Genomic DNA, 24,533 nt, shown 5'->3' on the forward strand with positions numbered 1-24,533 from the left:
GGTCTGTACCGCCCGCTCCCCCACCCGGCCACCCACTAGGATAATCGCATTGGGTGGCCGGGTGGGGGAGCGGGCCGGCACCGATTCGACGCAAGTCGAAAGCGCCCAAGGGCGCGTCTCTGTGGCGTAGAGCTATTCCTCCGGGGTAACGCGGGCCCTGCTGTACCGCTGAATTGCGGGCCCTGCCGCCCTCTACGCCCGTCCCTCTGTGTGATCTCCCACAGTCACTCCGGATCGACCGCGACAGTCTGGCGGCCGCCGCATGGAACGCTCCAAGACTTCGTGGGAGAAACACCAATGAACAAGGCAACCCTGCCCCTGGCCGCTGCCGGCCTGGTGGCGCTCTTTGCCCTCGCGCCGGGCGAGGCCTCAGCCCAGGCGGCCCAGGTCATCTCCGGCCTGCAGACCATCAACGCCAAGATCGACGCGCTGGTCGTCCCCTTCAAGGTGGTGGAGACCACCGGCGGGCTCTGCGACAGCGCGGGTCCGGGAACCTCGACCGTCAACCTGGAGATCGACAACGACGGCACGGAGGGGCACTTCGTGGTCACCTCCGTCTTGTTCCTGACGGAGCTGCCGGGCGTGCCGGCCACCGGCTTCAACAGCTTCAGCATCAACCACCTGGAGGTCGACGCCGAGCGCTTCTATACCCGCAGCGGCAACTTACTGGGGCCGACCGACGGGCCCGGCGTCTACGAGTCCATCGACATCATGGGGGTTCCCCTGCGGCGCAATGGCGACAGCGACAATCCCATCGCCGGCGGCAACTTCCCGCATCAGATCGTCGCCGAGAGCAACGATACGGACGACATCCACATCAGCTTCTTCTGCAGCTCCACTGATGACGACATCAGCTTCAGCAGCATCCAGGTCTCCGGCTGGAAGCGCCCGGACGACACCGTCACCCTGACCTTCACGCCGGGTAGCTGACCGGGTGCGTTTCGTGGCAGCCCGGGGCCGCGCCGTCCCGGGCTGCCGGTTCCGGCACGATCGAGGGGTCTCAGGCGCTTTCTGTGGGCCCGCGCAGACGCGCGTTCAGCAGCATCTGGGCGTCGAAGCGCCCGGCATAGGCAAAAGCCATGAGGGGCAGGAACTCGGCAAAGCCGAGGGCCCAGCGGGCCAGCTTGGTGTCGGCCAATGGCATGGGCGCGATGGTAGCCGCAGCGGCGGTGACGGGGAATGCCCCGCCGTGACCCCACCGCCTTCTTTGGTATAGGTTGGACACTTCAACGCAGCCTTTGGCCATCGCGATGACCACTGTCCTTGCCCATCTGCCGGACCTGATGCTGGCGTATCTGGCCTATCTGGTGGCCACGGTCAGCCCGGGGCCGGCCAACGTGGCGGTCATGGCCCATGCCATGCGCCATGGCCGGCTGGCCGGCCTGCAGGTCGCCGCCGGGGTCCTGCTCGGCTCGCTGACCTGGGGCGTTCTGGCGGCCTTGGGCCTCTCGGCCTTTCTGTTTTCCTACGCGGAGCTCTTGTCGGTTGTCAGGCTTCTGGGCGGCCTCTACCTGCTCTGGCTGGCCTACAGGTCCCTGCGTGCAGCACTGGGGCCGACGACGCTTCTTCAGGTCGGCAACGGCCGGGACCGCTCGGCGGCCCGCTGTTTCGGCCTCGGCCTGGCGATCCACCTGACCAATCCGAAATCCATTTTCGCCTGGCTCGCCATCATCGCCATCGGCGTGGGCCCGGGCGCGCCGGCCTGGGTTTCTTTCCTGGTGGTCGGCGGCTGCTGGCTGATGGGCATCGTCCTCTACGCAGGCTACGCCCTGACCTTCTCGACCAGCCGCATGATCGCGCTCTACGGGACGTTCAGGCGCTGGATCGAAGGGATGACGGCGGGCCTGTTCGGCTTTGCCGGCGTGAAGCTGCTGATGTCATCCGACCAGTAAGACCGGTCCGGGACGAAACCCGGTTGTCAGTTGGTGTTCTTGGGCAGCCCGAAGTTCTCCAGCGAGAAGGGGTTGTCCGACGGCTCGCTCGGCGGCGGGGGCGGCGCTTCGTCCGGGACATCGGGCTTGGGCAGGGTGATCCCCGCCTTTTCCGCGGCCTTGCGGGCCTTCTCCACCGCCGCGTTGAGGTCCACCTGGCCGCAGAGCCCCAGCAGCACCGGGTCGCGGGGGCGGATGTTGGGGGAGTTCCAGTGGGTGCGTTCGCGCACCGCCTGGATGGTGGTCTTGGTGGTGCCGATCAGCCGGGCGATCTGGGAGTCCTTCAGTTCGGGATGGTGGCGCACCAGCCAGGCGATGCCGTCGGGCTTGTCCTGGCGCTTGGCCACCGGCGTGTAGCGGGGGCCCTTGGTGCGCTTGACCGGCTGCGGCAGGTCGCTCTTGGCGGCCGCCAGCCTGGTCTTGGGGTCGGCCTCGCAGCGGACGATCTCCTCGCGCGTCAGCTCGCCAGCGGTCACCGGGTCCATGCCCTGGATGCCCATGGCCACCTCGCCATCGGCAATGCCCTGCACCTCCAGCATGTGGAGGCCGCAGAAATCGGCGATCTGCTCGAAGGTCAGGCCGGTGTTGTCAATCAGCCAGACGGCGGTCGCCTTCGGCATCAGCGGTAGAGACATCAATCCTCCTCTCTTCCGACCGGCGCGGTTCCCCGCAGCCCGGCCGGCGGCATGGTCGTGCCGTCGTGGGAATAGACCGAATATAGGCCCCCGCCAAGCGCGAATAAAGCGGTGTGTAGGGAATTTCCGCCCTTCGGGCGTGATTTCGGTTCCAGCCCGCTCCCCCTCCCGGCCACCCAAGACGACAGTCGCCGAAGCTAACCCACCGTCAGGACGATTTTTCCGATGTGGCTGCTGGACTCCATCAGGGCGTGGGCCTTGGCGGCCTCTTCCAGCGGGAAGCTGGCGGCCATGACCGACGCGACCTGCCCGCTGTCCAGCAACGGCCAGACCTTCTCTTTCAGCTCGGCGGCAACGTCCGCTTTGAAGGCCACGGAGCGGGCGCGCAGGGTCGAGCCGGTGATGGTCAGGCGCTTCAGCATGACCGTGGTGAAGTTGATCTCCGCCTTGGGCCCACCGAGGAAGGCGATGAAGCTGAGGCGCCCGTCCGGCGCCAGGGCCTTCAGATCGCGCTGAATGTAGTCGCCGCCCACCATGTCGAGGATCACGTCGACGCCCTTGCCGTCGGTGGCCTCCTTGACCGCGGCGACGAAGTCCTCCTCGCGGTAGTTGATGCCGCGCTCGGCGCCCAGGTCTTCGCAGGCCTTCACCTTCTCGGGCGAGCCGGCGGTGGCGAAGACCCGCGATCCCAGGGCCTTGGCGATCTGGATCGCCGTGGTCCCGATGCCGGAGGTGCCGCCGTGCACCAGGAAGGCCTCCCCGGGTTTGAGGGCCGAGCGCTGAAAAACGTTGACCCAAACCGTGAAAAAGGTCTCGGGCAGGGCCGCCGCCTGGCCCATGTCGTAGCCCTTGGGGACCGGCAGGCACTGGACTGCCGGTGCGGCGCAGTACTGGGCGTAGCCGCCGCCGGTCACGAGGGCCGTAACCGGGTCGCCAATGGACAGACCGGAAACCTCTTCGCCGAGGGCGGCGACGCTGCCGGCGACCTCCAGGCCCGGAATGTCGGAGGCGCCGGGCGGCGGCGGATAGCCGCCCATCCGTTGCAGCACATCCGGCCGGTTGACCCCGGCCGCGGCCACCCGGATCAGCACCTCGCCCGTTCCGGGTTCCGGCAGCGGCCTGCTCGCGGGGACCAGAACCTCCGGGCCGCCCGGCTCACGGATCTCGATCGCGGTCATGCTTTCGGGCAGGGACTGGCTCATGTCGGGCTCCGGCTGATGGTTAAGGCGTGATCGACGTTCGGTCGGCGGGAATCGCATTCATTCCGGGGAGTTAGTATAGTGACGGGGTGAAAAATCAAGCGATCGCGCGGCGCCGCAGGTGCCCGGCAAGGAAGATCGCCGACGAACAGCGAGGCAATAGGGAGCCTGCCTGCATGGATATCGAGGATCTGGAACCGAGGAAGCAGACGCCCAAACCCAAGGACCTGGAGAGCCTGGGCGTCGACCAGCTTGAAGAGTACCTGGCTGAACTGCAGGCCGAGGTCGCCCGGGTGGAGGAGAAGATCGCCGCCAAGAAGAGCTATCTCTCCGGGGCCGATGCCTTCTTCAAGAGCTAGAGCCCCCCGGGCGTGAGCGACAGCCAAGATCAGAACGCGCGCCCGGCCGGGGCGCTGCGCCGCCGCGGCGTGGTGCTGGGCCTGACGGGCGCGGCGGCGATCATGGGCCTGGTGCTGGTGCTGACCTGGTACTGGACCTCCGGTCTGTTCCTCGACCAGACCCACGGCCGCGCTCTGGCGAAGCTCGACCTCTATGCCAGCAACCTGGCCGGCGCCCTCGGCAAGTACCAGTCGGTGCCAAAACTCATGGCCCTGCGCGGCGACGTGGTGGAGCTCTTTCGGTCTTCCGAGGACGCGGCGGCCCAGGCCCGGGCCAACCGGCTGACGGAAACCGTGAACCGCCTGACCGGGGCCGAAGACACCTACTTCATGGACGCCGGGGGCACGACCTTCGCGGCCAGCAACTGGAACAGCGAGCGGCCCTTCGTCGGCCACAACTTCACCTACCGGCCCTACTTCCACCAGGCCATGCAGGGCGAGCTGGGGCGCTACTTCGCCCTCGGCACCACCTCCGGCAAGCGCGGCTACTATTTCGCCTCCCCGGTTGCCGGCGGGGACGAGGTCCTGGGCGTCGTCGTGGTGAAGATCAGCCTCTCGGACATCGAGGCGGCCTGGACCGCCGACGAGGAGGAGGTGATCGTCACCGACCCCCATGGGGTGATCTTCATTTCCAGCCGGCCGGAGTGGCGCTTCCGCAGCCTGGCCGCCCTCGATGCCGCGGCCCTGCAGGCCATTGCCGAGAACCGCCGCTACGAGGCGGTCGACCTGCGACCCCTGGCGATCGAAGAGCGCACGCTGGGCGGCGAAGGCCCGCGCCTGATCGCCATCGGCGGCGATGCCGCGGTGCCCGGGGTTCCCGAACACCTCATGGTGTCCAAGGCGATGCCGGAGGCCGGCTGGACGGTCCATGTGCTGGCGTCGACTCACCTCGCGCGCTCCCAGAGCCTGACCGCCGTGGTGGTGGCCGCCCTGGTCTGCCTGCTGACCCTGGTGCTGGCCGCCCTGATCCAGCAGCGCCGCAGCCGCCTGGTGGAGCGCATCGAGTATCAGCGCCGCGCCTCCAGCGAGCTGGAGCAGCGCGTCGAGGAGCGCACCGCCGACCTGACCGCCGCCAACCTGCGTCTGGAACGGGAGATCACGGAACGCCAGGCGGCGGAGGCCGATCTGCGCCAGGCCCAGGACGACCTGGTCCAGGCCGGCAAGCTGGCGGCCCTCGGCCAGATGTCCGCCGCGCTCAGCCACGAGTTCAACCAGCCGCTCTCGGCGATCCGCACCTATGCCGACAACGCCCGCTTGCTCATCGAGCGGGAGCGCCACGGCGAAGCCAGCAGCAACCTGCGCCGGATCCGGGACCTGACGGTGCGTATGGCCGACATCAGCAAGCACCTCATGACCTTCGCCCGCAAGCCCCAGAGCGAGCTGCGGCCCCTGGTGCTGGCGGAGATCCTGGACGAGACCCTGGATTTCCTGCGCATCCGCCTGGAGCGCGCCGACGCCGAGGTCTCCCTGCAGCAAAACGACCGCAGCCTCAGGGTGCGGGCCGGGCGGGTGCGCCTGCAGCACGTGGTGCTGAACCTGGTGGCCAATGCCCTCGATGCCATGGAAGGCCAGGAGCGGCCGAAGATCGAGATCACTCTCAGCGAGGAGAGCGACCGCGTGGTCATCGCGGTCCGCGACCACGGGCCCGGCATCGACAGCGCGCAGATCGACCGCATCTTCGACCCCTTCTTCACCACCAAGGACGTGGGCAAGGGCCTCGGCCTCGGCCTGTCGATCTCCTACAACATCGTGAAGGACTTCGAGGGCTCGATCCGCGCCGAGAACCACCCCGAGGGCGGCGCCGTCTTCTTCGTGATCCTGCCCCTGCTGCCGGTCCGCGACGCCGTCCTCAAGTCTGCCTGAGGGTTCTTCAGGCGTTCCGCTGCCGGCGGCTGCGCCAGAACATCAGCCAGCCGAACGGGCCGAGCAGCAGAACCAGCACCAGCCAGCCGGCCTTCGGGCCCAGGGGGCAGCGGCTGCCCGGCGGCGGGCGCCAGCCGCCGGCCCGCGGCGAGAGCAGCACGTGGGCGAGCGGCAGCAGGTAGCCGAAGGTGAGGATCAGCCAGGCCGTGAGTTCCGGGTCCATGACTGCTATGGTGGCGCATCGCGAGCCTCCGCTCCAGCCGCTTTCAAGGGCGCCCCGGCGCCCGCTTCTGCCAGGATAGCTCTTCACCCAGCATGCAAAGCATTTTCGAGACGGTTCTGCCGATCTTCGGGCTGATCCTCTGCGGCTATCTGGTGGGCCGCGGGCGCTGGATGAGCGAGGAGGCGGTGAAGGGCCTCAACACCTTCGTGTTCTACTTCGCGGTTCCGGCGCTGTTGTTCCGCTCCATGGCGCGCGGCCTCGGCCCCGTCGAGTTCTCCATCGTCGGCGCCTACATGGGCGCCGTGCTCCTCACCTTCGTTCTGGCCTTCGGCGTTTCCCGCCTGCTGTTCCGCACCGATATTGCCGAACGCACGCTCTTCGGAATGGGGTCCATCTACTCCAACACCGTGCTGCTGGGCATTCCGCTGATCTTCACCGCCTTGGGCGAGGCGGGCGGCGTGCAGCTCATGCTGATCATCACCGTCCACTCGATCATGGTCTTCCCGCTGGTCACGGTGCTGATCGAGTTCGGCCTGGGCGCCGGCCAGGGCTGGCGCAGCCTGGCGGTGAACACCGGCAAGTCCTTGGCCCTCAATCCCATCATCCTTTCTCTGGCCGCCGGCATCGCCTTTGGAGCGACCGGCTTCACCTTGCCGTCCCCGATCGACCGCTTCACCTCCCTGCTCGGCGCGGCGGCCCCGCCCTGCGCGCTCTTCGCCCTCGGCGCCTCGCTCACCAGCTTTACCATCGCCGGCGACGTGAAGGAGACTCTGGGGATCGTCATCATGAAGCTGCTGGTGCACCCCGCCATCATGGCGGTGATGGCGCTTTACGTCTTTGCGCTGCCGCCGCTGGCTGCGGCGGTGGCCATCCTGACGGCGGCCATTCCCTCCGGCGCCAACGTCTTCATCATGGCCCGGCACTACAACATCTACCTCGGGCGCTCGGCCTCAGCCGTGCTGATCTCCACGGCGGTCTCGGTGGTGACCCTGTCGATCCTGCTGGCCGTTCTCAAGGACTGGCTTGCGCAGGCGTAAACCGGCGCGCGCCAACAGGCGGCCGAGCAGCGGGTCAGAGGTAGGCGATAAAGCGCCCGCAGAGAATCACCGCCAGCCAAAGCCCGAGCGAGAGGGCGCCGGCCAGGCGCAGCCGGGGGCTGTTCACCGCCATCTCCGTCACCTGGGCCAGGGTCCAGTCGGGCGCGCGGCGTAGCAGCAGAGCATTGGCGATGGCGGCGGCGATCAGCAGTAGCTTCACCTGGAACAGCGGGGTCGCAGCGTACTTCACCGCGTGCACCGAAAACAGCAGCAGGCCGCAGACGACGGCCAGGATCAGCCCGCAGATGGCGACGGGCAGCAGCACCCGCGCCAGCGGGGCGATCGGCCGGTCGGCCCAAAATCCGAGCAGGCGCAGGTCGAGCGGTACGATGGCGCCGAACAGCAGCGCGAGGCCGGCGATGTGTCCGGCGTTGACGACGGGATAGACCCAGCGTGAGGCGCGCAGGGCCGATGGCAGGGCCATGTCCTGCAGCGCCGCCAGCGTCTCGACGATCACGGCAGGCCGGTTTCTGTTAGCCCGGTTTCTGTTAGCCCGGTTTCTGGCAGCCCCGCGTCAGTCACGGTTCGGATAGAGATCGTAGGTCTCGCCGCCGATGATCACCCGCTCGGCCTTCACCCGGCGGTCGGCGGCATCGGCGGAGCGGTGGCCGGAGATGGTGACTTCGGTGCCCACCGCCAGCATCTCGTCGGTGAGGCCCGCCCGTTCGTTGCGCCAGGGCTGGCCGACCTCCACCGTCCAATCCTCGCCGTCGACATCGACAGTCAGCACGCCGTGGGGGTTGCCCAGGCGTACGCTCTTGATGAGGCCGGTCAGTTCGAAGTTGCCGTCCTCGGTCCAGCGCCAGCCGTGGTGGGCCAGGGCCGGCACGCCGCCAAGAGCGGTCAGGCTTAGGAGCAGACCGCCGCCGATGAGAAAGTCCCGTCTTGTGGTCATGAGTTGAACGCCTCCGCCTTTGTGGTCTCTCCGTCTCAGGCTATCGCCGGCTTCGGCCTGCCGCGGGTGTCTATTTGGGGCCAGGGACCGCCAAGTCCACGAGCTTCCGGCCCGGCTGCCTGCGCTATGCCCGATGGCGAGAAAGGTCGCTGCGGAACGTTATAGAGGTCTTGTCTGGAATTTTAATAAAATCGTTAACTATTTTTTAGGAATTCGAGACTAATTTGCTTTGTGGACGGCCTAGCAAGCCCTCCCCGGGTCCTCCTGGGTCGTCTTTCGGATGTTTATCCGTTCCTTGTAACGCCTCCCTGTTAAACTTGCCGCCGGGCTCGTCCCGGCGGTTTTTCTTTGCGCGTCCCGGCGGAAAGGCAGCGGGCTGGAACCGATGCGACGCAAGTCGAGAACGCTATAACGGAAATTTGAGCGTGCAGACCGGCTGCCTTTTAGGGGCCTGCAGTGCAAGCTTGCCGGGCACTACAGATTTTCCTTTTGCACCTGCGAAAGGCATTTCGATCAAAGCGTTAACGATTCTCCGCTTGACCGGCTGAGGGACGCTGTTAGTGTTTGCGACGGCAAGTTGACAGGGTAGAACGTAAACAAGGGGAGGGGCCGCGATCCTTTGGGATCGAAGGCCCTCCTTCAATTTTGGGCCAGTATTCGGCCCTGATTTTCTCCTCTCCGAGCTGCCGCCAAGTCCCGTAACGAGTGATGCGCCGCCTGGTCATTATCAGGGCCGATTGGTATATGCTGCGCGCAGACCGACAGGAGGCTTCGTCGTGGCGGATCCCAAGTTCTTGAAATTCGACACCCTTTCCCTGCACGCCGGGCAACAGCCCGATCCGGTGACCGGCGCGCGGGCGGTGCCGATCTATCAGACCACTTCCTACGTTTTCCGTGACACCGACCAGGCCGCGGCGCTGTTTAACCTGGAACGCGCCGGCCATATCTACAGCCGGATCTCCAATCCCACGGTAGCGGTTCTGGAGGAACGCATTGCCGCCCTGGAGCACGGCGTCGGGGCCATCGGCACCGCCTCCGGCCATGCTGCGCTGCATCTGGCGGTAGTCACCCTGATGGGGCAGGGCGGCCATATCGTCGCCTCCTCCTCGCTCTACGGCGGCTCCATCAACCTCTTCACCCACACCCTGCCGCGTTTCGGCATCACCACCAGCTTCGTCAATCCCCGCGACGTGGCGGCCTTCCGCGACGCCATCCGCCCGGAAACCCGCCTGATCTTCGCCGAGGGCCTCGGCAATCCGGGCCTGGAGGTGCTGGACATCCCCGCCGTGGCCGAGGTGGCCCACGGCGCCGGCCTGCCGCTGATGATCGACAGCACCTTCGCCACACCCTATCTCTGCCGGCCCATCGAGATGGGCGCAGACCTGGTCCTGCACTCCGCCACCAAGTGGCTCGGCGGCCATGGCCTGGCCATCGGCGGGCTGCTGGCGGACGGCGGGCGCTTCGACTGGGAGGCCAGCGGCAAGTTCGACACCCTGACCGAACCCTACGAGGGCTACCACGGCATCGACTTCGCCGAGGAGTTCGGGCCCCAGGCCTTTTGCATGCGCGCGCGCTCCGAAGGTCTGCGCGACTTCGGCGCCACCATGAGCCCGCAGAATGCCTTCTACATCCTGCAGGGCGTGGAGACCCTGCCCCTGCGCATGGAACGTCACATGGCCAACACCCTGAAGGTGCTGGACTATCTGGAGCGGGAGGAGGCGGTTTCCTGGGTTCTGCATCCCAATCTGCGGAGCCACGCCGATCACGAGCTGGGGCGGCGGCTGATGCCCAAGGGCTGCGGGTCCATCGTCTCCTTCGGGGTCAAGGGCGGGCGGCCCGCCGGTGCGAAGTTCATCGAGGCCTGTCAGCTTTCCTCCCACCTCGCCAATGTGGGCGATGCCAAGACCCTGGTGATCCACCCCGCCAGCACCACCCATCAGCAGATGAGCGCCGCCCAGCTCGAAGCCGCCGGTGTCGGCGAGGACATGATCCGCCTCTCCGTCGGGCTGGAAGATCCGGACGACATCATCGGCGACCTCCGCCAGGCCCTGCGCGCCGCGCAAAAGGATTAGGGTAATCTATGGATCTTTCCGTTGACGGTCGGCACGTCCACGTCGCGACCGGTGGGCGGGCTTTCGACCCCGATCTGCCCGCCATCATCTTCATCCATGGAGCCGGCCTCGACCACACGGTCTGGGCCTTGCCGGCGCGCTACTTCGCCCACCACGATGCCGCGGTGCTGGCGCCGGACCTGCCGGGCCACGGCGCTTCCGCCGGCGGCCCCCTGACAACGGTCGCGGCGCTGGCCGACTGGATCGTCAGGCTGATGGACGAAGCGACCCTCGCCACGGCGGCCCTGGTGGGCCACTCCATGGGCGCTCTGGTCGCCCTGGAGACCGCTGCCCGCCACGGCGAGCGCATCCGCGCGCTGGCGCTGATGGGCGTGGCGCCCAAGATGCCGGTCCATCCAGACCTGCTGGCCGCGGCGGAGGCCAACGACCATCAGGCCTTCGAATTGATGACTTCCTGGGGCTTCGGGCCCGGCGGCCATTTCGGCGGCGCCAAGGTGCCGGGAGCCTGGCTGATGGGCGGCGGCGAACGCCTGCTGGAAAAGGTGCGGCCGGGGGTGCTACATGCCGACCTGGCCGCCTGCAATGCCTATCAAGGTGCGGCGGAGGCCGCCGCCAAGGTCGCCTGCCCGACCCTGCTGGTCATGGGCAGCGAGGACAAAATGACCCCGGCACGCGCCGGCGCGAAGCTGGCCGCCGCCATCGCCGAGGCCCGCCAGGTCACCATTCCCGCCTGCGGCCACATGATGCTGGCGGAGAAGCCCGACGAAAGCCTCGATGCCCTGCGCACGCTGCTGTGAGCGGAAAGACCGCGGAACATTCCACAAGCAAGGGTCCGTGACGATGAGATCTCGACGCGTTTGCGCATCCTTTGCCGCCGCCCTGCTCTGCGGCGCCCTGGCGCTTGTGGGCGCGGAAGTAGAGGCCGCGACACTGGAGGCGGCGCGGGGCCCGGTGGTGCTGACCGTCGCCGGCGCGGTCTCCAACACCAACCGTCCGGCCTTCTCGGAGGCCGAGGACGCCTTCCTGAACTATCATGAGAAAAGCTTCGAGCGCGCGGCGGAGTTCGACCGCGCCATGCTGGAGGGGCTCGGCACGGTGAAGGCCGAGATCGCCTTTGCCGGCTGGCCGGCGCCCATGGTCTTCGAGGGACCGCTGCTGGCCGACGTGCTGGCCGCCGCCGGTGCCGCCGGGCGGGATATCACCATCGTCGCCTTGGACGGCTATGGGTCGGAGATTTCGGCTGCAGACCTGCTGGCCTATGAGTGGATCGTCGGCCTCAAGCGCGACGGCCGCTATCTGAAGATCGGCCAGCGCGGGCCCCTCTGGGTGGTCTATCGGCGGCGCGACGGCAAGGCGCCGAGTGAGGAAGACGAGCTGCGCTGGCCCTGGGCCGCCTTCTTCATCGAGGTCAAATAGATCCGCCTGCGGAAGATCCGTGGTCTCTCAGATCAGCGAGGCGCGGCGCGGGTCGGTGACGGGAAAGGCGCCGCCGTCGATCAGGCGCGCCGCCAGCTTGTCCGAGCCCTCGGCCTTGGCGAAGTCCAACTCCGCATCGCTGATCCCGACGAAGTGCAGCAGGTCGACCCGGCCGGAGTCGAGCACGAAGTTCGCTTCGTAGTGCTCCGCCCGCCAGGCCATGACCGAGCGCAGGGCCGAATCGCCCGTGATGTCGATGGATGCGCGCAGGGGCACGCGGTGGCCGTAATCCAGGGGCGGGGCTTCGCCCATGCGGCCCGCCGCCAGCAGCAGGTTGAAGGCGGTGAGGCGGGCCAGGATCTCCAGGGCCCAGGCCGCCTGATCCGGCGTCTCCATCACCAGTTCCGTGCCGATCTCCGAGTAGCCCTCCGGGTCGTAGTCCCGCGCCGGGGTGTCCCAGGGGTTCGAAAGCCCGGAGGAGACGTAGACCCAGGTGCGCCGCTCCTCGGTGGGCGCGAACTCGAAGAGGCCGACATGCAGCCAGCGGGGGTCGACCTCCTTCTGCCCCAGCTTGGCGAAGAGATCGGCCTTCAGCGTGAAGATCCCCTCGCTTTCGGGACCGAAGCGCTTCGGGTATATCTCCCCTTCCCGCTGTTCCCAGACCTCTTCGAGCGAACTCACTGCCGAGCGCCCCCCTTGAGATGAGCGACCCCGTTTCCGAAACGCGCGACCGTTTTCCCCATTTCCTGACCATCCCGACGCGTTGGATGGACAACGACATCTACGGTCACGTCAATAACGTGGTCTACTACTCCTACTTCGACACGGTGATCAACGAATACCTGATCGCTGCCGGCGGGCTGGACATTCACGACGGCGGCGTGGTGGGCGTCTGCGCCGAGAGCGCTTGTCAGTACAAGGCGCCCTTCGCCTTCCCCGAGCCGGTGGAGGCGGGGCTGCGCGTCGGCCACCTGGGCAAGCGCTCGGTGCGCTACGAGATCGGCCTTTTCAAGGCGAACCGCGAAGAGGCCGCCGCCGTCGGCCGCTTCGTCCACGTCTTCGTCGACCGCACCAGCATGAAACCCGTGCCGATCCCCGACAGCCTCAACACCGCCCTGGCAAAGCTGCAGGTCGGCGGTTAGGACGCGCCGGGGGCTCCCCCCTCACCCAGCTCCGGCTAGGCTCACCCTTCGGGTTCACCAAGCCTGCGCAACCCTCTCCCACGCCGGGGAGAGGGTTTTGTTTTCCCCTCTCCCCGGCGTGGGAGAGGGAGGGGCCCGCGTCAGCGGGAGGGTGAGGGGCTTTGCTAGCGCTCTGCCAGCCGGTCCAGCCGCAGGCGGTCGCGGGTGTCGGTCAGACGGTAGACGCCGGCGAAGACCGCGATGACGGCGCCCAGGGTGGTGCCGCCGGCGATCAGGAACATGATGAGAAGCTGGTACTTCACCGCCTCGATCGGGTCGACGCCGGCGAGAATCTGGCCGGTCATCATGCCCGGCAGGGACACCAGGCCGGTGGCGGCCAGGGAGTTGATGATCGGCATCAGGGCCGTGGTCAGCGCCTGGCGGGTGATAGGCAGCATGGCGCTGCGCCGCGTGGCGCCGAGGCAGAGCTGCGCCTCGATGCCGGCGCGCTGCTGGCGCGCGCCCTCGGTGAGGCGCTGCAGGCCGAGGCTGATGCCGGTGAGAATGTTGCCGAGGATCATGCCGAGCAGCGGCAGCGCATAGCGCGGATCGTACCAGGGCTGCGGCTGCACCTGGGTGGTGAGCGCGAACACGGTCACAAGGCTCGCCGCCAGCAGCATTGACGTCGTGCCGATGCCGTAGGCCCAGAGGCGCTGCAGGCCGCCTTCCTGGCGGGCCATGATCTCCCGCCCGGCGAAGAGGATCATGGCCAGGGCGGCCAAGCCGGTCCACCAGGGCGAAAGCAGTTCGAAGAGCTTGGTGAGGACCAGGCCGATAAGGGCCAGTTGCAGCGTGCAGCGAAGCGCCGCAACGAGCAGCTTGGCCTCGATGCGGAGTTGCAGAAGCAACGAGAGCACGGCGACCCCGAGCAGCAGCAGCGCAGCCAGGCCGAGATCCAGCGGTGTCAGGCGGATGAATTCGCTCACGCCAGGACTTCCTCGCGCAGGCGCCCGCGGTCGATATAGAACCGGCGGTCGGCAATGCGCTCGGCCTGACGGCGGTCATGGGTCACCCAGAGGATCGCCAGGCCGTTGCCCTGTTTCTCGCGCAACATGGCCTCGACCGCTGCCGTGGCCTCCTCGTCCAGGGGGCCGGTCGGCTCGTCGAGCAGCAGCACCTTGGGGCCGCGCTCCATTGCGCGCAGCAGGGCCAGGCGCTGGCGCTCGCCGGTGGAGAGCTGCCGGACCGGACGCTCGGCCGTGCTGTCGGGGATCATCAGACGCCGTGCCGGCCCGGCCTGGCCGGCCCAGTCCAGGAAGTGTTCGGCCAGGCGGTCGGACCACCAGCCGGGCTCCGCCGGCACATAGCCGACCAGCCGCCGCCACGCGCAGGCCGCCATCTGGTGACGCTCCCGGCCGTCCAAAAGGACCTCACCGGTGCTGGGATCGAGATCGGCCAACGCGCGCAGCAGCAGGGATTTGCCGGCCCCGGAGGGCCCCCTCAGGGCCACGCACTCGCCGGCGGCGAGGTCGAAGGAAAGCGGCTCGAGGCCCGGGCGGGCGAGGTGGCGGACCGACAGCATGGCGGGCGCAGTCTAGAGCGTTTTCGATCCGGGTCGAGACGGTTCAGGCCCGTTCCTCCGGCCGGCGCCGTCACCAGCTCCCTGATGCACCGCCGCCACCGAAACCCCCGCCACCGCCTTTGAAGCCACCGCCGCCCGACCCGCGGCCGCCGAAGCCTCGAAGAAGGTCCGCCAAAGGACTGTGACCCATTCCAAAACGGCCGCCGACATCTTTCGAGGCTTTGATGCGGCCTTTGCGATCAGGCCAGCGCCTGAAGTAAGGACCGCCGAGTCCAAGGCGTTCAAAGAGGTGGTTAAGCCCCAGGTAGATGGCGAGGAAGCCCAGGATGATCAGGTACTGCTGGGTCTTCTTGCCCAGTCCCCCCTCTTCGGCTTGCGGCTGGTAGGTCCCGGTGGCTGCGGTACGAACGACCTCCGCCTCGGCTATTGCCGGCTGAGCGAGTGTCTGTGTGGCGAGCAGGATGAAGGCTGCTGCCACCAGGCGGACCAAAAGCGGCAAGCCGGCCACCCTAGAGTTCGATCAGGTGATCGGGCAGCTCGTTCTTGTCGCCGGGTTTTGCCGGGAAGTGTTCCGCCAGCAGGGCGCCACAGGCGGCAACCGCCTTTTCAAACCCCTGCGCAATCTCTCCTGCTTTCACCGCCTGAACGAAGTCGGCGACGATGGCATCCCATTGGGCCTGATCCACGCGGTCGTTGATTCCCTTGTCGGCGAGGATCTCCACATAGCGCTCGGCGACGGAGACGAAGATCAGCACGCCGCTTCGGTTCTCGGTGTGATGCAGGCCCTGCTCCAGGAACTGCTCGCGCGCGCTGCGTGCGGCGCGCCTCAGCTTCACGGATTTGGGGATGAGCCTCATCTTCAGCGGTGGCCAGCGAAAGGCGAAGGCGAGCAGCAGGAAGGTCGCGAGCTGAAGGATCGAAATCACGGAGAGGTCGAGCTGCAGGTTGGCGAGACCGGCCAGCGGCAGGACCGAAAGCGCTACGACGCTGGCCCACAGCAGGGGGATGTAGGCATAGGGATCGCTTTGCCCGGCAATGACGGTGACCAGCTCGCCGCTGGTCTGCTTTTCCGCTTCTTCGATCCGGGCGCGCAGACGCTCCTTTTCGGTATCGTTCAAGAAGGTCATATCACCAGCTCCCGGATGATCCGCCGCCACCGAAGCCGCCGCCGCCACCGCTGAAACCACCCCCGCCGCCGAAGCCGCCGCCACCGAAGCCGCCACTGCTGCCGGTGCCGGTCCAGAGTGATCGGCGGCCGCGGCGGCGGTGACGTCCCTGGACCGGCCCCGACCAGGTCCGCTCGTCGAACAGCCCGAAGCAATAGCTGAGGCCGACCAGCGCGAGGAAGAACCCCAGAATTACCAGGTTCTTGACGAATTCGTCGTTCGTAGCCTTTTCGGGCAGGGGTTCATAGGTGCCTGCGATGGCGGCGAGAATTGCATCGACCCCGGCGGCGATGCCGCCGGGCAGGTCGCCGCTGCGAAAGGCGGGCAGGATCTCCTGTTCGATGATGGTCTTGGCGATGGCATCGGGCAGGTCGCCCTCCAGGCCGTAGCCCACTTCGATGCGCACCTTGCGCTCGCTGGGCGCGACGATCAGCAGCACGCCATTGTCGCGGCCCTCCTGGCCGATCCCCCAATGCCGGCCGAGCTGGTAGCCGAAGTCTTCGATCGTGGTGCCTTGAAGGGACGGCAGAGTCACCACGACCACCTGGTTGGAGGTCTCGCTTTCGTGGCCTGCGAGCTTTTCCGTGAGGCGTCTTTCCTCGGCTGCGCCCAGCACCACCGCTGCGTCCACCACGCGGCCGCTCAGCGGTGGGAAGTCGAGCGCCGCCACCGGAACCGCGAGCGCAACCCAAAGGGTCGCGACCAGCAGCAGAGCCGCGGTCCGGCAGGAGAAACGGAAGCGCACGCCGGAGCCCTAGTTGAAGTTCACTTGCGGCGGTGCGGCCAGGGACTCCGGCTGGCTGAACGTCTCGCGCAGCGTCATGTCGGAGTAGAGCAACACCGCCCAGATGCGGCCCGGAAAGGTGCGCAGTTCGGTGTTGTAGGTCTGCACCGCCTGGATGTAGTCGCGCCGCGCCACGGCGATCCGGTTCTCGGTCCCCTCGAGCTGGGCTTGCAGGCTGAGGAAGTTCTGGTTCGACTTCAGGTCGGGATAGCGCTCCACCACCAGGAGCAGGCGCGACAGCGCCTGGGTGATGGCACCCTGGTTGGCCTCGAACTGGCGAAAGGCATCGGGGTTGGAGAGGATGTCGCTGGGAATCTGCATCTGGGTCGCCTTGGCCCGGGCCTCGACGACGGCGGTCAGGGTTTCCTGCTCCTGGGCGGCGAAACCTTTGACCACCTCCACGAGGTTCGGAATGAGGTCGGCCCGGCGCTTGTACTGGTTGTCGACCTGCGCCCAACCTGCCTTGACGGCCTCGTCATAGGTTGGAATGTCGTTCACGCCGCAGGCGGCGAGAAGCGAGGCAAAGAGACTGCAGATCAGAAGGCGCGGCGCCAGTCGGCGGACTGCAAGCATGGTCAATTTCCCAGTGTGTTCGTTGCGCGAAAACCTATCATCAGCCCGTTCCAAGTTCTACTGCGCCGTGTGTCCTGATTGCGATTTCTGCCCGGCTTTGAGGGACAGGGGGTCGACATAAGAAAACCGGGCGGGCGCATGTGCGCCCGGCCGGCCGATGATCACTCTTGGAGGTGTGGGGAAGGGCCGGTTAGGCCGCTTCGTTCTCGATCACCTTGGCACTGCCGCCGACGGTGCCGATCTTGATCGAGCGGGGCCGCTTGGCCTCCGGGATCTCCCGCACCAGCTCGACGGAGAGCAGGCCGTTCTCCAGCCTGGCGCCGGTCACCTTGATGTGGTCGGCCAGGTCGAAGCGGCGCTCGAAGGCGCGGGTGGCGATGCCGCGGTGCAGATACTTGGCAGCGCCGTTCTGGGCGCGGTTCTGGGCGCCGTTCTCCGCTCCGTTCTCGGCAGGGGCTTTCTTGCCGGTGATGGTCAGGCTGTTTTCCTTGACCGTGACGTCGAGCTCATCCTCCCCGAAACCGGCCACCGCCATGACGATCCGGTAGCTGTCGTCACCGGTCTTCTCGATGTTGTAGGGCGGATAGCTGTAGGCGCTGTCGTCGAGCCGGCTGGCGGCGTCAAGCGCGGAGGCAAGGCGGTCGAAACCGACGGTTGCACGGAACAAGGGGGAAAGATCAAGGCTGCGCATGTCCATATTCTCCTTCATGAGCAACATGGTTGGTCAACGGGCCCACCTGATGGTCGGACCCTCGTCAATCGCCGCAATTCTTGGGGACCCAGGCATCGGCATCCCCGGCGGCCCAAGAGATATTGGGCCTCCTCAGAGCCGATTCAAGCCTCCTGGAGTCCCCGAATTAGGTAAAATTTCCTAGGACCGAATAGCCTTGGCCCCAAGGGATTATTAAGCGAGAAGGCGCTATCCTGGAGGGCAGAATCCGGAGCATTGCTGCCGCGCGCAGCGCCCGCAAGGAACAGGCAACAGCCGCAAGAGAGCCGACTTGAGCGATCACACCGTCGCCTTTTTTGATTCCACCTTCGAGGAGGCCCTGTCGCTGACGCGGGAGGCCAGGGACTACCTGACCCACAGCGAACCGGCAGAGCGCGACAAGCTGTCGCCGACGGACCGCATGGCGGCGAGTTGCGAGACCATGCGCCTCACCTCGCGGCTGACCCAGATCATGGCCTGGCTGATGGTTCAGAAAGCGATCCACGCCGGCGAGATGACCCGCGAGGAAGCCGCCGCGCCGGAATACCGGCTGTCCGGCAAGGAGGTCTGCGAGGAGACCCAGCCGGCCGTTGAAGGGGCAACCCTGCAGCCCCGCCTGCTGGACCTGCTGGAGCGCTCCCACAGGCTCTACGAGCGTGTCGCCCGGCTCGATGCCATGCAGGGGCATTCCGCGCGGCCCGCCCTCGAGGAGTAGTCTTCAGATCCCGTCCGCCGCTCCCGGCAAAGCAAAAGGGCGGCCAAGAGGCCGCCCTTCGTCTTGTCCGCACCGGCCCCCGGAGGGGCCTCGGGCTACGACTTCAGGCCGAAACCGCCGAAGCGCTTGTTGAACTTGGCCACCTGGCCGCCGCTGTCCACCAGGCGATGCTCGCCGGTCCAGGCGGGGTGGGTCTTGGGGTCGATGTCCAGGCGCATGGTGTCGCCCGACGCGCCGTAGGTGGAGCGCGTGGTGAATTCGGTGCCGTCGGTCATGACCACGGTGATCTCGTGGTAGTCCGGGTGGATGTCTTTCTTCATGGCTTTGATCCTTGAAAAGGCGCCGCGCTGTATACCCGAGAGCGGGCTGCGAGGCAAGGCCGCATGATCCGGCCCTCGGCGCTGCCTCCTGAACCCGGTAGAACCGCTGATTCTCTCGAAATCCCGGCCCCTGCCGCCGTCCAGTCCGCGACGATGGAGCTTGCGGCAGAAGGGCCGGCTTGCTGGAATGGGCCGGGCGCCGTCCCCCAGTGGTCGGGCGCCCCTCTATTGTCTAGGAACCCGGCCGGCACCCAGGCCCGTCAGCCCTGGCTGCTTCTTGGAAGAATGCCCCGCATGCGCATGTCCGCTTCCGTGCCTGACCTCCCGACGAAGGGCCCTCGGTCCGCCGATCTGCGCGACGGGACGCCGGACCGCGGCAGCATGAAGCTGCTGGTGCGGCTCTGGCCCTTCGTCTGGCCCTACCGGCTGCAGATCCTGGGCGCCATGACCGCGCTTCTGATTGCCGCCGGCACCGTACTGGGCCTGGGCATGGGCCTGCGCCGGCTGGTGGACGAGGGCTTCGCGGCCGGCAACGCGATGCTGCTCAACCAGGCGGTCTTGGTGCTCTTCGGCGTGGTGATCTTGCTGGCGGTCGCCAGCTATGCCCGTTTCTACCTGGTTTCCTGGATCGGCGAGCGGGTCGTGGCGGATATCCGCAAGCGCGTCTTCGACCATATCCTCACCCTTTCCCCCGCCTACTACGAGGTGACCCGTACGGGCGAGGTGCTGTCGCGCCTGACCACCGACACTACGCTGCTGCAGACCGTCGTCGGCTCCTCGTTCTCCATCGCCATCCGCAACACGCTGCTGCTGCTCGGCGGCTCGGTGCTGCTGATCATCACCTCGGCCAAGCTGACCGCCCTGGTGTTCCTGGTGGTGCCGCTGGTGCTGCTGCCGATCCTGACCTATGGGCGCAAGGTGCGGCGGCTCAGCCGCGACAGCCAGGACCGCATCGCCGACCTCGGCGTCTATGCCGGGGAGACCCTGGATGCCATCCGCACGGTGCAGGCCTTCGTCCATGAGGGCGAAGACCGGCGACGTTTCGCGTCCCGGGTCGAAGAAGCCTTCTCCACCGCCCGGCTGCGCATCGCCGCCCGCGCCATGCTGACCGCCGTGGTGATCGTTCTGGTGTTCGGCGCCGTCAGCATCATCCTCTGGATCGGCGGCCACGACGTGCTGAGCGGGCGCATCAGCGCCGGCGAGCTCTCCGCCTTCGTGTTCTACGCCATCGTGGTGGCTGGCGCCGCCGGCGCGGTGAGCGAGGTGATCGGCGACCTGCAGCGCGCGGCCGGTGCGACCGAGCGCCTGCTGGATCTGCTCGCCGCCGAACCGGAGATCGCCGCCCCGGCCGTGCCGCGCCCCTTGCCGGAGCCGGCGCGCGGGGCCGTGCGGTTCGACAACGTGGTCTTCAACTATCCCTCCCGTCCCGACCGTTCGGCCCTGCAGAGCCTGAGCTTTACGGTACAGCCGGGGGAGAAGGTCGCCGTCGTCGGACCCTCCGGCGCCGGCAAGACGACGGTCTTCCAACTGCTGCTGCGGTTCTACGACCCCCAAAGCGGGACCATCCGCCTGGACGGCGTGCCTCTGCAAGACACCGACCCGGCGGACTTTCGCGCCCGCATCGGCCTGGTGCCGCAGGAGCCGGTGGTCTTCTCCGCCGATGCCTGGGAGAACATCCGCTACGGCCGCCCGGAGGCCAGCGACGATGAGGTGCGCCAGGCCGCGGAGGCGGCGGGGGCGCTGGAGTTCCTCGAGCAGCTGCCTCAGGGCTTCGATACCTACCTGGGGGAAAAGGGGGTGCGCCTGTCCGGCGGCCAGCGCCAGCGCCTGGCCATCGCCCGCGCGATCCTCAAGGACCCGCCGCTGCTGCTGCTCGACGAGGCGACCAGCGCGCTGGACGCGGAAAGCGAGCGGGCGGTGCAGCAGGCCCTGGAGCACCTGATGGCCGAGCGCACCACCCTGGTGATCGCCCACCGCCTGGCCACGGTGCTGAAGGCCGACCGTATTCTGGTCATCGACCAGGGCCATCTCGTGGAAAGCGGCAGCCACGAGGACCTGGTGGCCGCCGGCGGGCTCTACGCGCGGTTGGCCGCCCTGCAGTTCGGCGAGGCCGCGGCGTTGGACATTTCGGCGGCCTGAGGCGAGGCGTTTCTAGAACTCCCGCGAGGTGCAGCGGATGCGGCGGTTGCCGCCGACGTTGACCGACTGCCGCGCATAGCAATGGACCACCACCAGCCGCCCGTGGGAGCGGTCCAGGAACCAGTTGCCCACCGGCTCCAGGCGGTCGATGTTGACGGCGTTTCGGTTGATGGTCGCCGTCGGCTGCTCGGCCGCGGCTTTTCGTGGCACTAGGCGCGCAGGCCCGCGGTGCACCACCACGCCGCTGCCGCCTTCGTTGCGGCTGACCACCGGCGCGGCGGACACGGCAAAGCCGTGCAGGACCGTGACCTTGCCGTCGGCGGCCCGGGCGGCCGTTGAGGGGACCAGCAGCCCGGCGGCAAGCGCGAAGGCCAGCATGACTGTCTTTCCTGACATGTGACGTCTCCCAAATATCTTTCAGGCCGGCAACGGCCTGTCTACGGCCATTTGCCCTCAAGCTCTACAGCTCTTGATGATGAGCCTCGCATGTTGCGCGACGGGCGTCCAGCCGACCGCCAGGCGCTCCGGTTGACAGGGCTGCCCGGCGATCCATAATGCCGGTCTGGCCGAGCAGGTGGCCGACGGTCCGCGTGAAGGGTTGAACCCACCTCCCATAGCGAATGCACCACATCTTCTTTCTGCCCGTGAACCGCGGACGCCGGGCGCAGAGAGAGAAGGTGTCTCATGACCAAAGCACTTCCGCCCCGGCCCGATCTCGGCTGGTTGAAGAAAACCGCCAAACAGCATCTCGCGCAGCTTCGAAGACGCGAGTCCTCCGCCAGGCTGCATCAGGCCCAGCGCGACATCGCCAAGGAGTACGGCTTCAAGAGCTGGCGCGCGCTCAAGGCCCATGTCGACGGCTTGAGCCTGGACGGCCAGATCATCGTCTCCACGATCGAAGGAAACGCCAGTGAACTGGCGCGCCTGCTCGCCGCGCACCCGGCGAAGATCGCCATTGCCGGACATGCTTGGCGAAGGCCGCTGCTGCATCTCGCCGCGGAGCGCGGGCACCTGGCCTGCGTCGACCTGCTGCTTCGGCTTGGCTGCGATGTGAACCGGCGCGACCAGCTCGACCGGGCATCGGCCCTGCACTGGGCCGCCCAGGAAGGCCACCTCGATGTCGTCGAACGCCTGGTCGCCGCCGGCGCCGACATCGAAGGGGAGGGCGATGCCCATGAGATGGGGGTGATCGGTTGGGCCACCTGCTTCCGTCAGGTGCGCCACGACGTCGCGGCGTTTCTGATAGACCGCGGTGCCGAGCCGACGATCTTCGCCGCCGTCGCGCTGGACCGCCCGGATCTGGTCCGCCGCCTCGTCGAGGCCGACCCACGCCTGCTCTTTCATCAAATGAGCCGCTTCGAGAACCACGCCACGGCACTGCATTTTGCGGTGCTGAAGAACCGTGCCGAGATGGTCGGCCTGCTGCTGAAGCTTGGCGCCGATCCGTCCGCCAAGGACAGCCGTGGATATACGCCGCTCCACTGCGCCTCATCCAAGACCGACAAGACGATCGCCGACCAACTGATTGCCGCAGGAGCCGATCCTATGGAACAGAGTCCCAACCGCTTCGAGTCCGCCGTGCCGATTCTCAACGTGAAAGACGTTCCCGCCTCCATCGCCTACTACGTCGAAAAGCTGGGCTTCCGGAAGGAGTGGGAGTGGGGCACGCCGGCCAACTATGCCTGCGTCCAGCGCGACGGGGTGAGGATCTTCCTTTGCCAGGACGGGCAGGGCGCGCCCGGCATGTGGATCTCGGTCTTCATCCACGATGTGGACGCGCTCTTTGAGGACTACAGCGAGAAGGGCGCCATCATCCGCCAGCCGCCGACCAGTTTTCCCTGGGGCATCCGGGAGATGAACGTGGAGGATCTGGACGGCCACCGCCTGCGCATCGGCAGCGAGGCCGGCGGCCCCTCCGACGACGTGCCCTTGAACGAGGACCCCTGAACCGCTTTACCGGAGGCCGGCAATAGAGGTGTGGACGATGGTCCGTGCGAGACGTCCGGGGTATCGCCGCGTCAGACCGAGGCGAGGAAGCGCGCGACCCGCCGGCCGACTTCGGCGGGCGCGTCTTCGGGACTGTAGTGTCCGGCGCCGGCAATGCGGTGCACCTCGCCGCCGGGAAAGGCCTGCTGGAACAGCGGCAGGAATTGGGCGGCATGGAGGGTTCGGTCGGCTTCGCCCCATAAGGCCAGCGCCGGTTTCCTCGCCAGCGCCAGCGCCGTTGCGGCATCCGGCTCTTCGAAGCGATGGTCACCCCTGGCAAAGCCCTTGGCCCAGCCAATCGCCCCCAGCGCGTGCCGGGGCGTTGGAAAGGGCGCGCCAAAGGCTGCCAGCCAGTTCTCGGTGATGATCTCGTTGCGCTCGAAGCCGTTCAGCTTGAGAGTCGACAGGATGTTGTAGTCGAGATGGCCCAGCACCTCTTCGAGGGTGCCGTCAGCCTCGGCCTTCAGGATCCATTGAAACCAGGGCGCTGCGGCGGCGTTGGCTGTCAGCCGGTCGAGGAGGTCCGCTTGGCCGAGGGGCGTGGGCCCGTTGACCGACACGACCCTCTTGATCCGCTCGGGCTGGCGGATTGCAAGCCCCATCCCGACGGGTCCGCCGAAGTCGTGCATGACGAGCGTCAGCTCGCGGAGGTCGTTGGACAGCACGAAGCGTTCCAGGTTGTCGATGTGGTCCTGTAGCCAGTAGGTCCTGTTCTCAGGGGCAGCGCTCTTTCCGAAGCCCATGTGGTCGATGGCAATCACCCGCGCATTCTGCGCCCAGAGTGGAATCTGGTGGCGGAAGAGGTAGCCCCAGGTCGGCTCGCCATGCAGCAGCAGCAGGGTGTCGGCGCCTTCGCCCTCGTCGACGTAGTGCATGGGAAACCCGGCGGCATCGCTGTAGCGGGCGCGGAACGGCCAGGTGCCTGCAAAGGTCTCGCCCGCCTCGACGGCAGGGCGCAGGTCGCTGCTGCCTCGGTCTCCGTCTTGCGTGGCCGAGGGCGCTTTTGCCGGCCTTGCCAGGGCGCTCATGGCTCCGACTCCGCAGAAGCCGGCCGGCGGACGGCGGTGAGGGATGCCGACAGCAGGCTGCCGGCGGCGATGATTTGGCACAGCATTGTCAGGTCTCTCCCAGGTATGTGAGTGACTCACATATAAGGCAAGCCACTTGCCATTCAAGTGTGTGAGTCACATATTTTGTCGATGACCAGAGAAACCCTGCGCACTGCCAACCTCCTGGGCGCGACGGCGCTTGGCCTTCACGACGAACTGCGGCGGGCGGTCGAAACGCGCTCCGGCCGCGCCGGCGAGGCATCGGCCGCGCTGAATGCCCTTGGCCATCAGCCCGGACTGTCCAACGATGCCCTCAGCCGGCTCCTCGATCTGACCCATACCGGGACAGTCCGCCTCATCGACCGCCTGGTGGCCGACGGGCTTGTGGAGCGCCGCACTGCCGCGCACGACAGGCGGAGCGTCGCGCTCTACCTGACCGCCGCCGGAAAAGAGGTCAGACGAGACATTCTCGAAGAGCGCTCGGCCGTCCTCGCGCCTCTCGTTTCACGTCTGAGCGCACAGGAGCAGAAGACGCTGGCAACGCTTCTCGGCAAGCTTCTGACCACGGTCTCGCGGGATGACACGCACAAGCTGCGCATCTGCCGTCTCTGCGACAGCGGGGCCTGCAAAGACTGTCCGATTCTGGTGCCCGTGGCTTAG

General features: G+C 67.2%; 30 protein-coding genes. 13 read left to right on the plus strand and 17 right to left on the minus strand.

Going from position 1 to position 24,533, the window contains the following annotated elements; genetic code table 11:
• The first annotated feature begins 297 nt into the window (after positions 1-297).
• Entirely contained in the window at positions 298-930 is a 633-nt protein-coding gene (locus tag Q0996_RS20765) for a hypothetical protein (RefSeq protein ID WP_299624319.1), read from the plus strand.
• Between the two features lie 70 nt (positions 931-1,000).
• Here Q0996_RS20765 and Q0996_RS20770 read toward each other — a convergent pair whose 3' ends face one another.
• Entirely contained in the window at positions 1,001-1,144 is a 144-nt protein-coding gene (locus Q0996_RS20770; protein ID WP_299624322.1) for a hypothetical protein, read from the minus strand.
• Between the two features lie 106 nt (positions 1,145-1,250).
• Between Q0996_RS20770 and Q0996_RS20775 the strand changes: the two genes are divergently transcribed.
• The gene (locus tag Q0996_RS20775) at positions 1,251-1,892 is read left to right on the plus strand and encodes a LysE family translocator (RefSeq protein WP_299624324.1); all 642 of its coding nucleotides are present in this window, start codon (positions 1,251-1,253) and stop codon (positions 1,890-1,892) included.
• Positions 1,893-1,918: 26 nt separating this feature from the next.
• Here the strand turns inward: Q0996_RS20775 and Q0996_RS20780 are convergent, their stop codons facing one another.
• Both Q0996_RS20780 and Q0996_RS20785 read right to left on the minus strand, forming a co-directional pair.
• Positions 1,919-2,566 carry a DUF1013 domain-containing protein gene (locus tag Q0996_RS20780; protein WP_299624327.1) on the minus strand — a complete coding sequence of 216 codons (648 nt, stop codon included), beginning with the start codon at positions 2,564-2,566 and terminating at the stop codon, positions 1,919-1,921.
• A 197-nt stretch (positions 2,567-2,763) separates the two neighbouring features.
• Entirely contained in the window at positions 2,764-3,768 is a 1,005-nt protein-coding gene (locus Q0996_RS20785; RefSeq protein WP_299624330.1) for an NAD(P)H-quinone oxidoreductase, read from the minus strand.
• A 173-nt stretch (positions 3,769-3,941) separates the two neighbouring features.
• On the opposite strand from Q0996_RS20785, the gene Q0996_RS20790 reads away from it, so the two are divergent.
• Together Q0996_RS20790 and Q0996_RS20795 are read left to right on the plus strand one after the other, a co-directional pair.
• Complete coding sequence (locus Q0996_RS20790) at positions 3,942-4,124, plus strand: DUF1192 domain-containing protein (RefSeq protein ID WP_299624333.1); 183 nt, start codon at positions 3,942-3,944, stop codon at positions 4,122-4,124.
• Positions 4,125-4,136: 12 nt separating this feature from the next.
• Positions 4,137-6,026, plus strand: a complete 1,890-nt coding sequence (locus Q0996_RS20795; RefSeq protein ID WP_299624336.1) for an ATP-binding protein — start codon at positions 4,137-4,139, stop codon at positions 6,024-6,026.
• A 7-nt stretch (positions 6,027-6,033) separates the two neighbouring features.
• Here Q0996_RS20795 and Q0996_RS20800 read toward each other — a convergent pair whose 3' ends face one another.
• A complete protein-coding gene (locus Q0996_RS20800; RefSeq protein WP_299624339.1) occupies positions 6,034-6,249 on the minus strand; it encodes a hypothetical protein in 216 nt (71 codons plus the stop codon).
• A gap of 92 nt (positions 6,250-6,341) precedes the next feature.
• Here Q0996_RS20800 and Q0996_RS20805 point away from each other — a divergent pair, with 92 nt between their 5' ends.
• Positions 6,342-7,286, plus strand: a complete 945-nt coding sequence (locus tag Q0996_RS20805) for an AEC family transporter (RefSeq protein ID WP_299624342.1) — start codon at positions 6,342-6,344, stop codon at positions 7,284-7,286.
• 34 nt (positions 7,287-7,320) lie between these two features.
• On the opposite strand, the gene Q0996_RS20810 is transcribed toward Q0996_RS20805, so the two are convergent.
• Both Q0996_RS20810 and Q0996_RS20815 read right to left on the minus strand, forming a co-directional pair.
• Entirely contained in the window at positions 7,321-7,803 is a 483-nt protein-coding gene (locus Q0996_RS20810; protein WP_299624345.1) for a DUF2214 domain-containing protein, read from the minus strand.
• A gap of 57 nt (positions 7,804-7,860) precedes the next feature.
• Positions 7,861-8,241, minus strand: coding sequence for a DUF6152 family protein (locus Q0996_RS20815; protein ID WP_299624348.1), 381 nt, complete (start codon positions 8,239-8,241; stop codon positions 7,861-7,863).
• 776 nt (positions 8,242-9,017) lie between these two features.
• Between Q0996_RS20815 and Q0996_RS20820 the strand changes: the two genes are divergently transcribed.
• From Q0996_RS20820 to Q0996_RS20830, 3 genes are read left to right on the plus strand one after another with little or no spacing between them, the layout of a single operon-like run.
• Positions 9,018-10,313: an O-acetylhomoserine aminocarboxypropyltransferase gene (locus tag Q0996_RS20820; RefSeq protein WP_299624351.1), complete on the plus strand. Its 1,296-nt coding sequence runs from the start codon at positions 9,018-9,020 to the stop codon at positions 10,311-10,313.
• Between the two features lie 8 nt (positions 10,314-10,321).
• A complete protein-coding gene (locus Q0996_RS20825) occupies positions 10,322-11,110 on the plus strand; it encodes an alpha/beta fold hydrolase (RefSeq protein ID WP_299624354.1) in 789 nt (262 codons plus the stop codon).
• A 43-nt stretch (positions 11,111-11,153) separates the two neighbouring features.
• The gene (locus Q0996_RS20830; protein WP_299624357.1) at positions 11,154-11,729 is read left to right on the plus strand and encodes a hypothetical protein; all 576 of its coding nucleotides are present in this window, start codon (positions 11,154-11,156) and stop codon (positions 11,727-11,729) included.
• A gap of 27 nt (positions 11,730-11,756) precedes the next feature.
• Here the strand turns inward: Q0996_RS20830 and Q0996_RS20835 are convergent, their stop codons facing one another.
• Positions 11,757-12,410 carry a suppressor of fused domain protein gene (locus Q0996_RS20835; RefSeq protein ID WP_299624360.1) on the minus strand — a complete coding sequence of 218 codons (654 nt, stop codon included), beginning with the start codon at positions 12,408-12,410 and terminating at the stop codon, positions 11,757-11,759.
• A 20-nt stretch (positions 12,411-12,430) separates the two neighbouring features.
• On the opposite strand from Q0996_RS20835, the gene Q0996_RS20840 reads away from it, so the two are divergent.
• On the plus strand, positions 12,431-12,871 hold the full coding sequence (locus tag Q0996_RS20840; protein WP_299624363.1) for a thioesterase family protein: 441 nt from the start codon (positions 12,431-12,433) through the stop codon (positions 12,869-12,871).
• A 164-nt stretch (positions 12,872-13,035) separates the two neighbouring features.
• On the opposite strand, the gene fetB is transcribed toward Q0996_RS20840, so the two are convergent.
• The 7 genes from fetB to Q0996_RS20875 form a co-directional block, all read right to left on the minus strand.
• Positions 13,036-13,836, minus strand: coding sequence for an iron export ABC transporter permease subunit FetB (gene fetB, locus Q0996_RS20845; RefSeq protein WP_299624366.1), 801 nt, complete (start codon positions 13,834-13,836; stop codon positions 13,036-13,038).
• Complete coding sequence (locus tag Q0996_RS20850; RefSeq protein WP_299624369.1) at positions 13,833-14,432, minus strand: ATP-binding cassette domain-containing protein; 600 nt, start codon at positions 14,430-14,432, stop codon at positions 13,833-13,835. Before Q0996_RS20850 ends, fetB begins: the two co-directional genes overlap by 4 nt.
• Positions 14,433-14,502: 70 nt before the next feature.
• Positions 14,503-14,931, minus strand: coding sequence for a hypothetical protein (locus tag Q0996_RS20855; protein WP_299624371.1), 429 nt, complete (start codon positions 14,929-14,931; stop codon positions 14,503-14,505).
• A gap of 10 nt (positions 14,932-14,941) precedes the next feature.
• Entirely contained in the window at positions 14,942-15,559 is a 618-nt protein-coding gene (locus Q0996_RS20860; protein ID WP_299624374.1) for a TPM domain-containing protein, read from the minus strand.
• A 1-nt stretch (position 15,560) separates the two neighbouring features.
• Positions 15,561-16,343: a YgcG family protein gene (locus Q0996_RS20865; RefSeq protein WP_299624377.1), complete on the minus strand. Its 783-nt coding sequence runs from the start codon at positions 16,341-16,343 to the stop codon at positions 15,561-15,563.
• A gap of 9 nt (positions 16,344-16,352) precedes the next feature.
• Entirely contained in the window at positions 16,353-16,955 is a 603-nt protein-coding gene (locus Q0996_RS20870) for a LemA family protein (RefSeq protein ID WP_299624380.1), read from the minus strand.
• Between the two features lie 190 nt (positions 16,956-17,145).
• A complete protein-coding gene (locus Q0996_RS20875) occupies positions 17,146-17,646 on the minus strand; it encodes an Hsp20 family protein (protein WP_299624383.1) in 501 nt (166 codons plus the stop codon).
• 310 nt (positions 17,647-17,956) lie between these two features.
• Here Q0996_RS20875 and Q0996_RS20880 point away from each other — a divergent pair, with 310 nt between their 5' ends.
• Positions 17,957-18,379 carry a DUF1465 family protein gene (locus Q0996_RS20880; RefSeq protein ID WP_299624386.1) on the plus strand — a complete coding sequence of 141 codons (423 nt, stop codon included), beginning with the start codon at positions 17,957-17,959 and terminating at the stop codon, positions 18,377-18,379.
• 95 nt (positions 18,380-18,474) lie between these two features.
• Here the strand turns inward: Q0996_RS20880 and rpmE are convergent, their stop codons facing one another.
• On the minus strand, positions 18,475-18,699 hold the full coding sequence (gene rpmE / locus Q0996_RS20885) for a 50S ribosomal protein L31 (protein ID WP_299624389.1): 225 nt from the start codon (positions 18,697-18,699) through the stop codon (positions 18,475-18,477).
• Positions 18,700-19,080: 381 nt separating this feature from the next.
• Here rpmE and Q0996_RS20890 point away from each other — a divergent pair, with 381 nt between their 5' ends.
• Complete coding sequence (locus tag Q0996_RS20890; protein ID WP_322096772.1) at positions 19,081-20,838, plus strand: ABC transporter transmembrane domain-containing protein; 1,758 nt, start codon at positions 19,081-19,083, stop codon at positions 20,836-20,838.
• Positions 20,839-20,850: 12 nt separating this feature from the next.
• On the opposite strand, the gene Q0996_RS20895 is transcribed toward Q0996_RS20890, so the two are convergent.
• Entirely contained in the window at positions 20,851-21,234 is a 384-nt protein-coding gene (locus Q0996_RS20895) for a hypothetical protein (RefSeq protein ID WP_299624394.1), read from the minus strand.
• Between the two features lie 288 nt (positions 21,235-21,522).
• Here Q0996_RS20895 and Q0996_RS20900 point away from each other — a divergent pair, with 288 nt between their 5' ends.
• Positions 21,523-22,785 carry a glyoxalase superfamily protein gene (locus Q0996_RS20900; protein WP_299624396.1) on the plus strand — a complete coding sequence of 421 codons (1,263 nt, stop codon included), beginning with the start codon at positions 21,523-21,525 and terminating at the stop codon, positions 22,783-22,785.
• Positions 22,786-22,856: 71 nt separating this feature from the next.
• Here Q0996_RS20900 and Q0996_RS20905 read toward each other — a convergent pair whose 3' ends face one another.
• Entirely contained in the window at positions 22,857-23,852 is a 996-nt protein-coding gene (locus Q0996_RS20905) for an alpha/beta fold hydrolase (RefSeq protein WP_299624399.1), read from the minus strand.
• 171 nt (positions 23,853-24,023) lie between these two features.
• On the opposite strand from Q0996_RS20905, the gene Q0996_RS20910 reads away from it, so the two are divergent.
• On the plus strand, positions 24,024-24,533 hold the full coding sequence (locus Q0996_RS20910; protein ID WP_299624402.1) for a MarR family winged helix-turn-helix transcriptional regulator: 510 nt from the start codon (positions 24,024-24,026) through the stop codon (positions 24,531-24,533).

The organism is Pelagibius sp. (assembly GCF_028289705.1).
Lineage (GTDB): Bacteria > Pseudomonadota > Alphaproteobacteria > Kiloniellales > Kiloniellaceae > Pelagibius.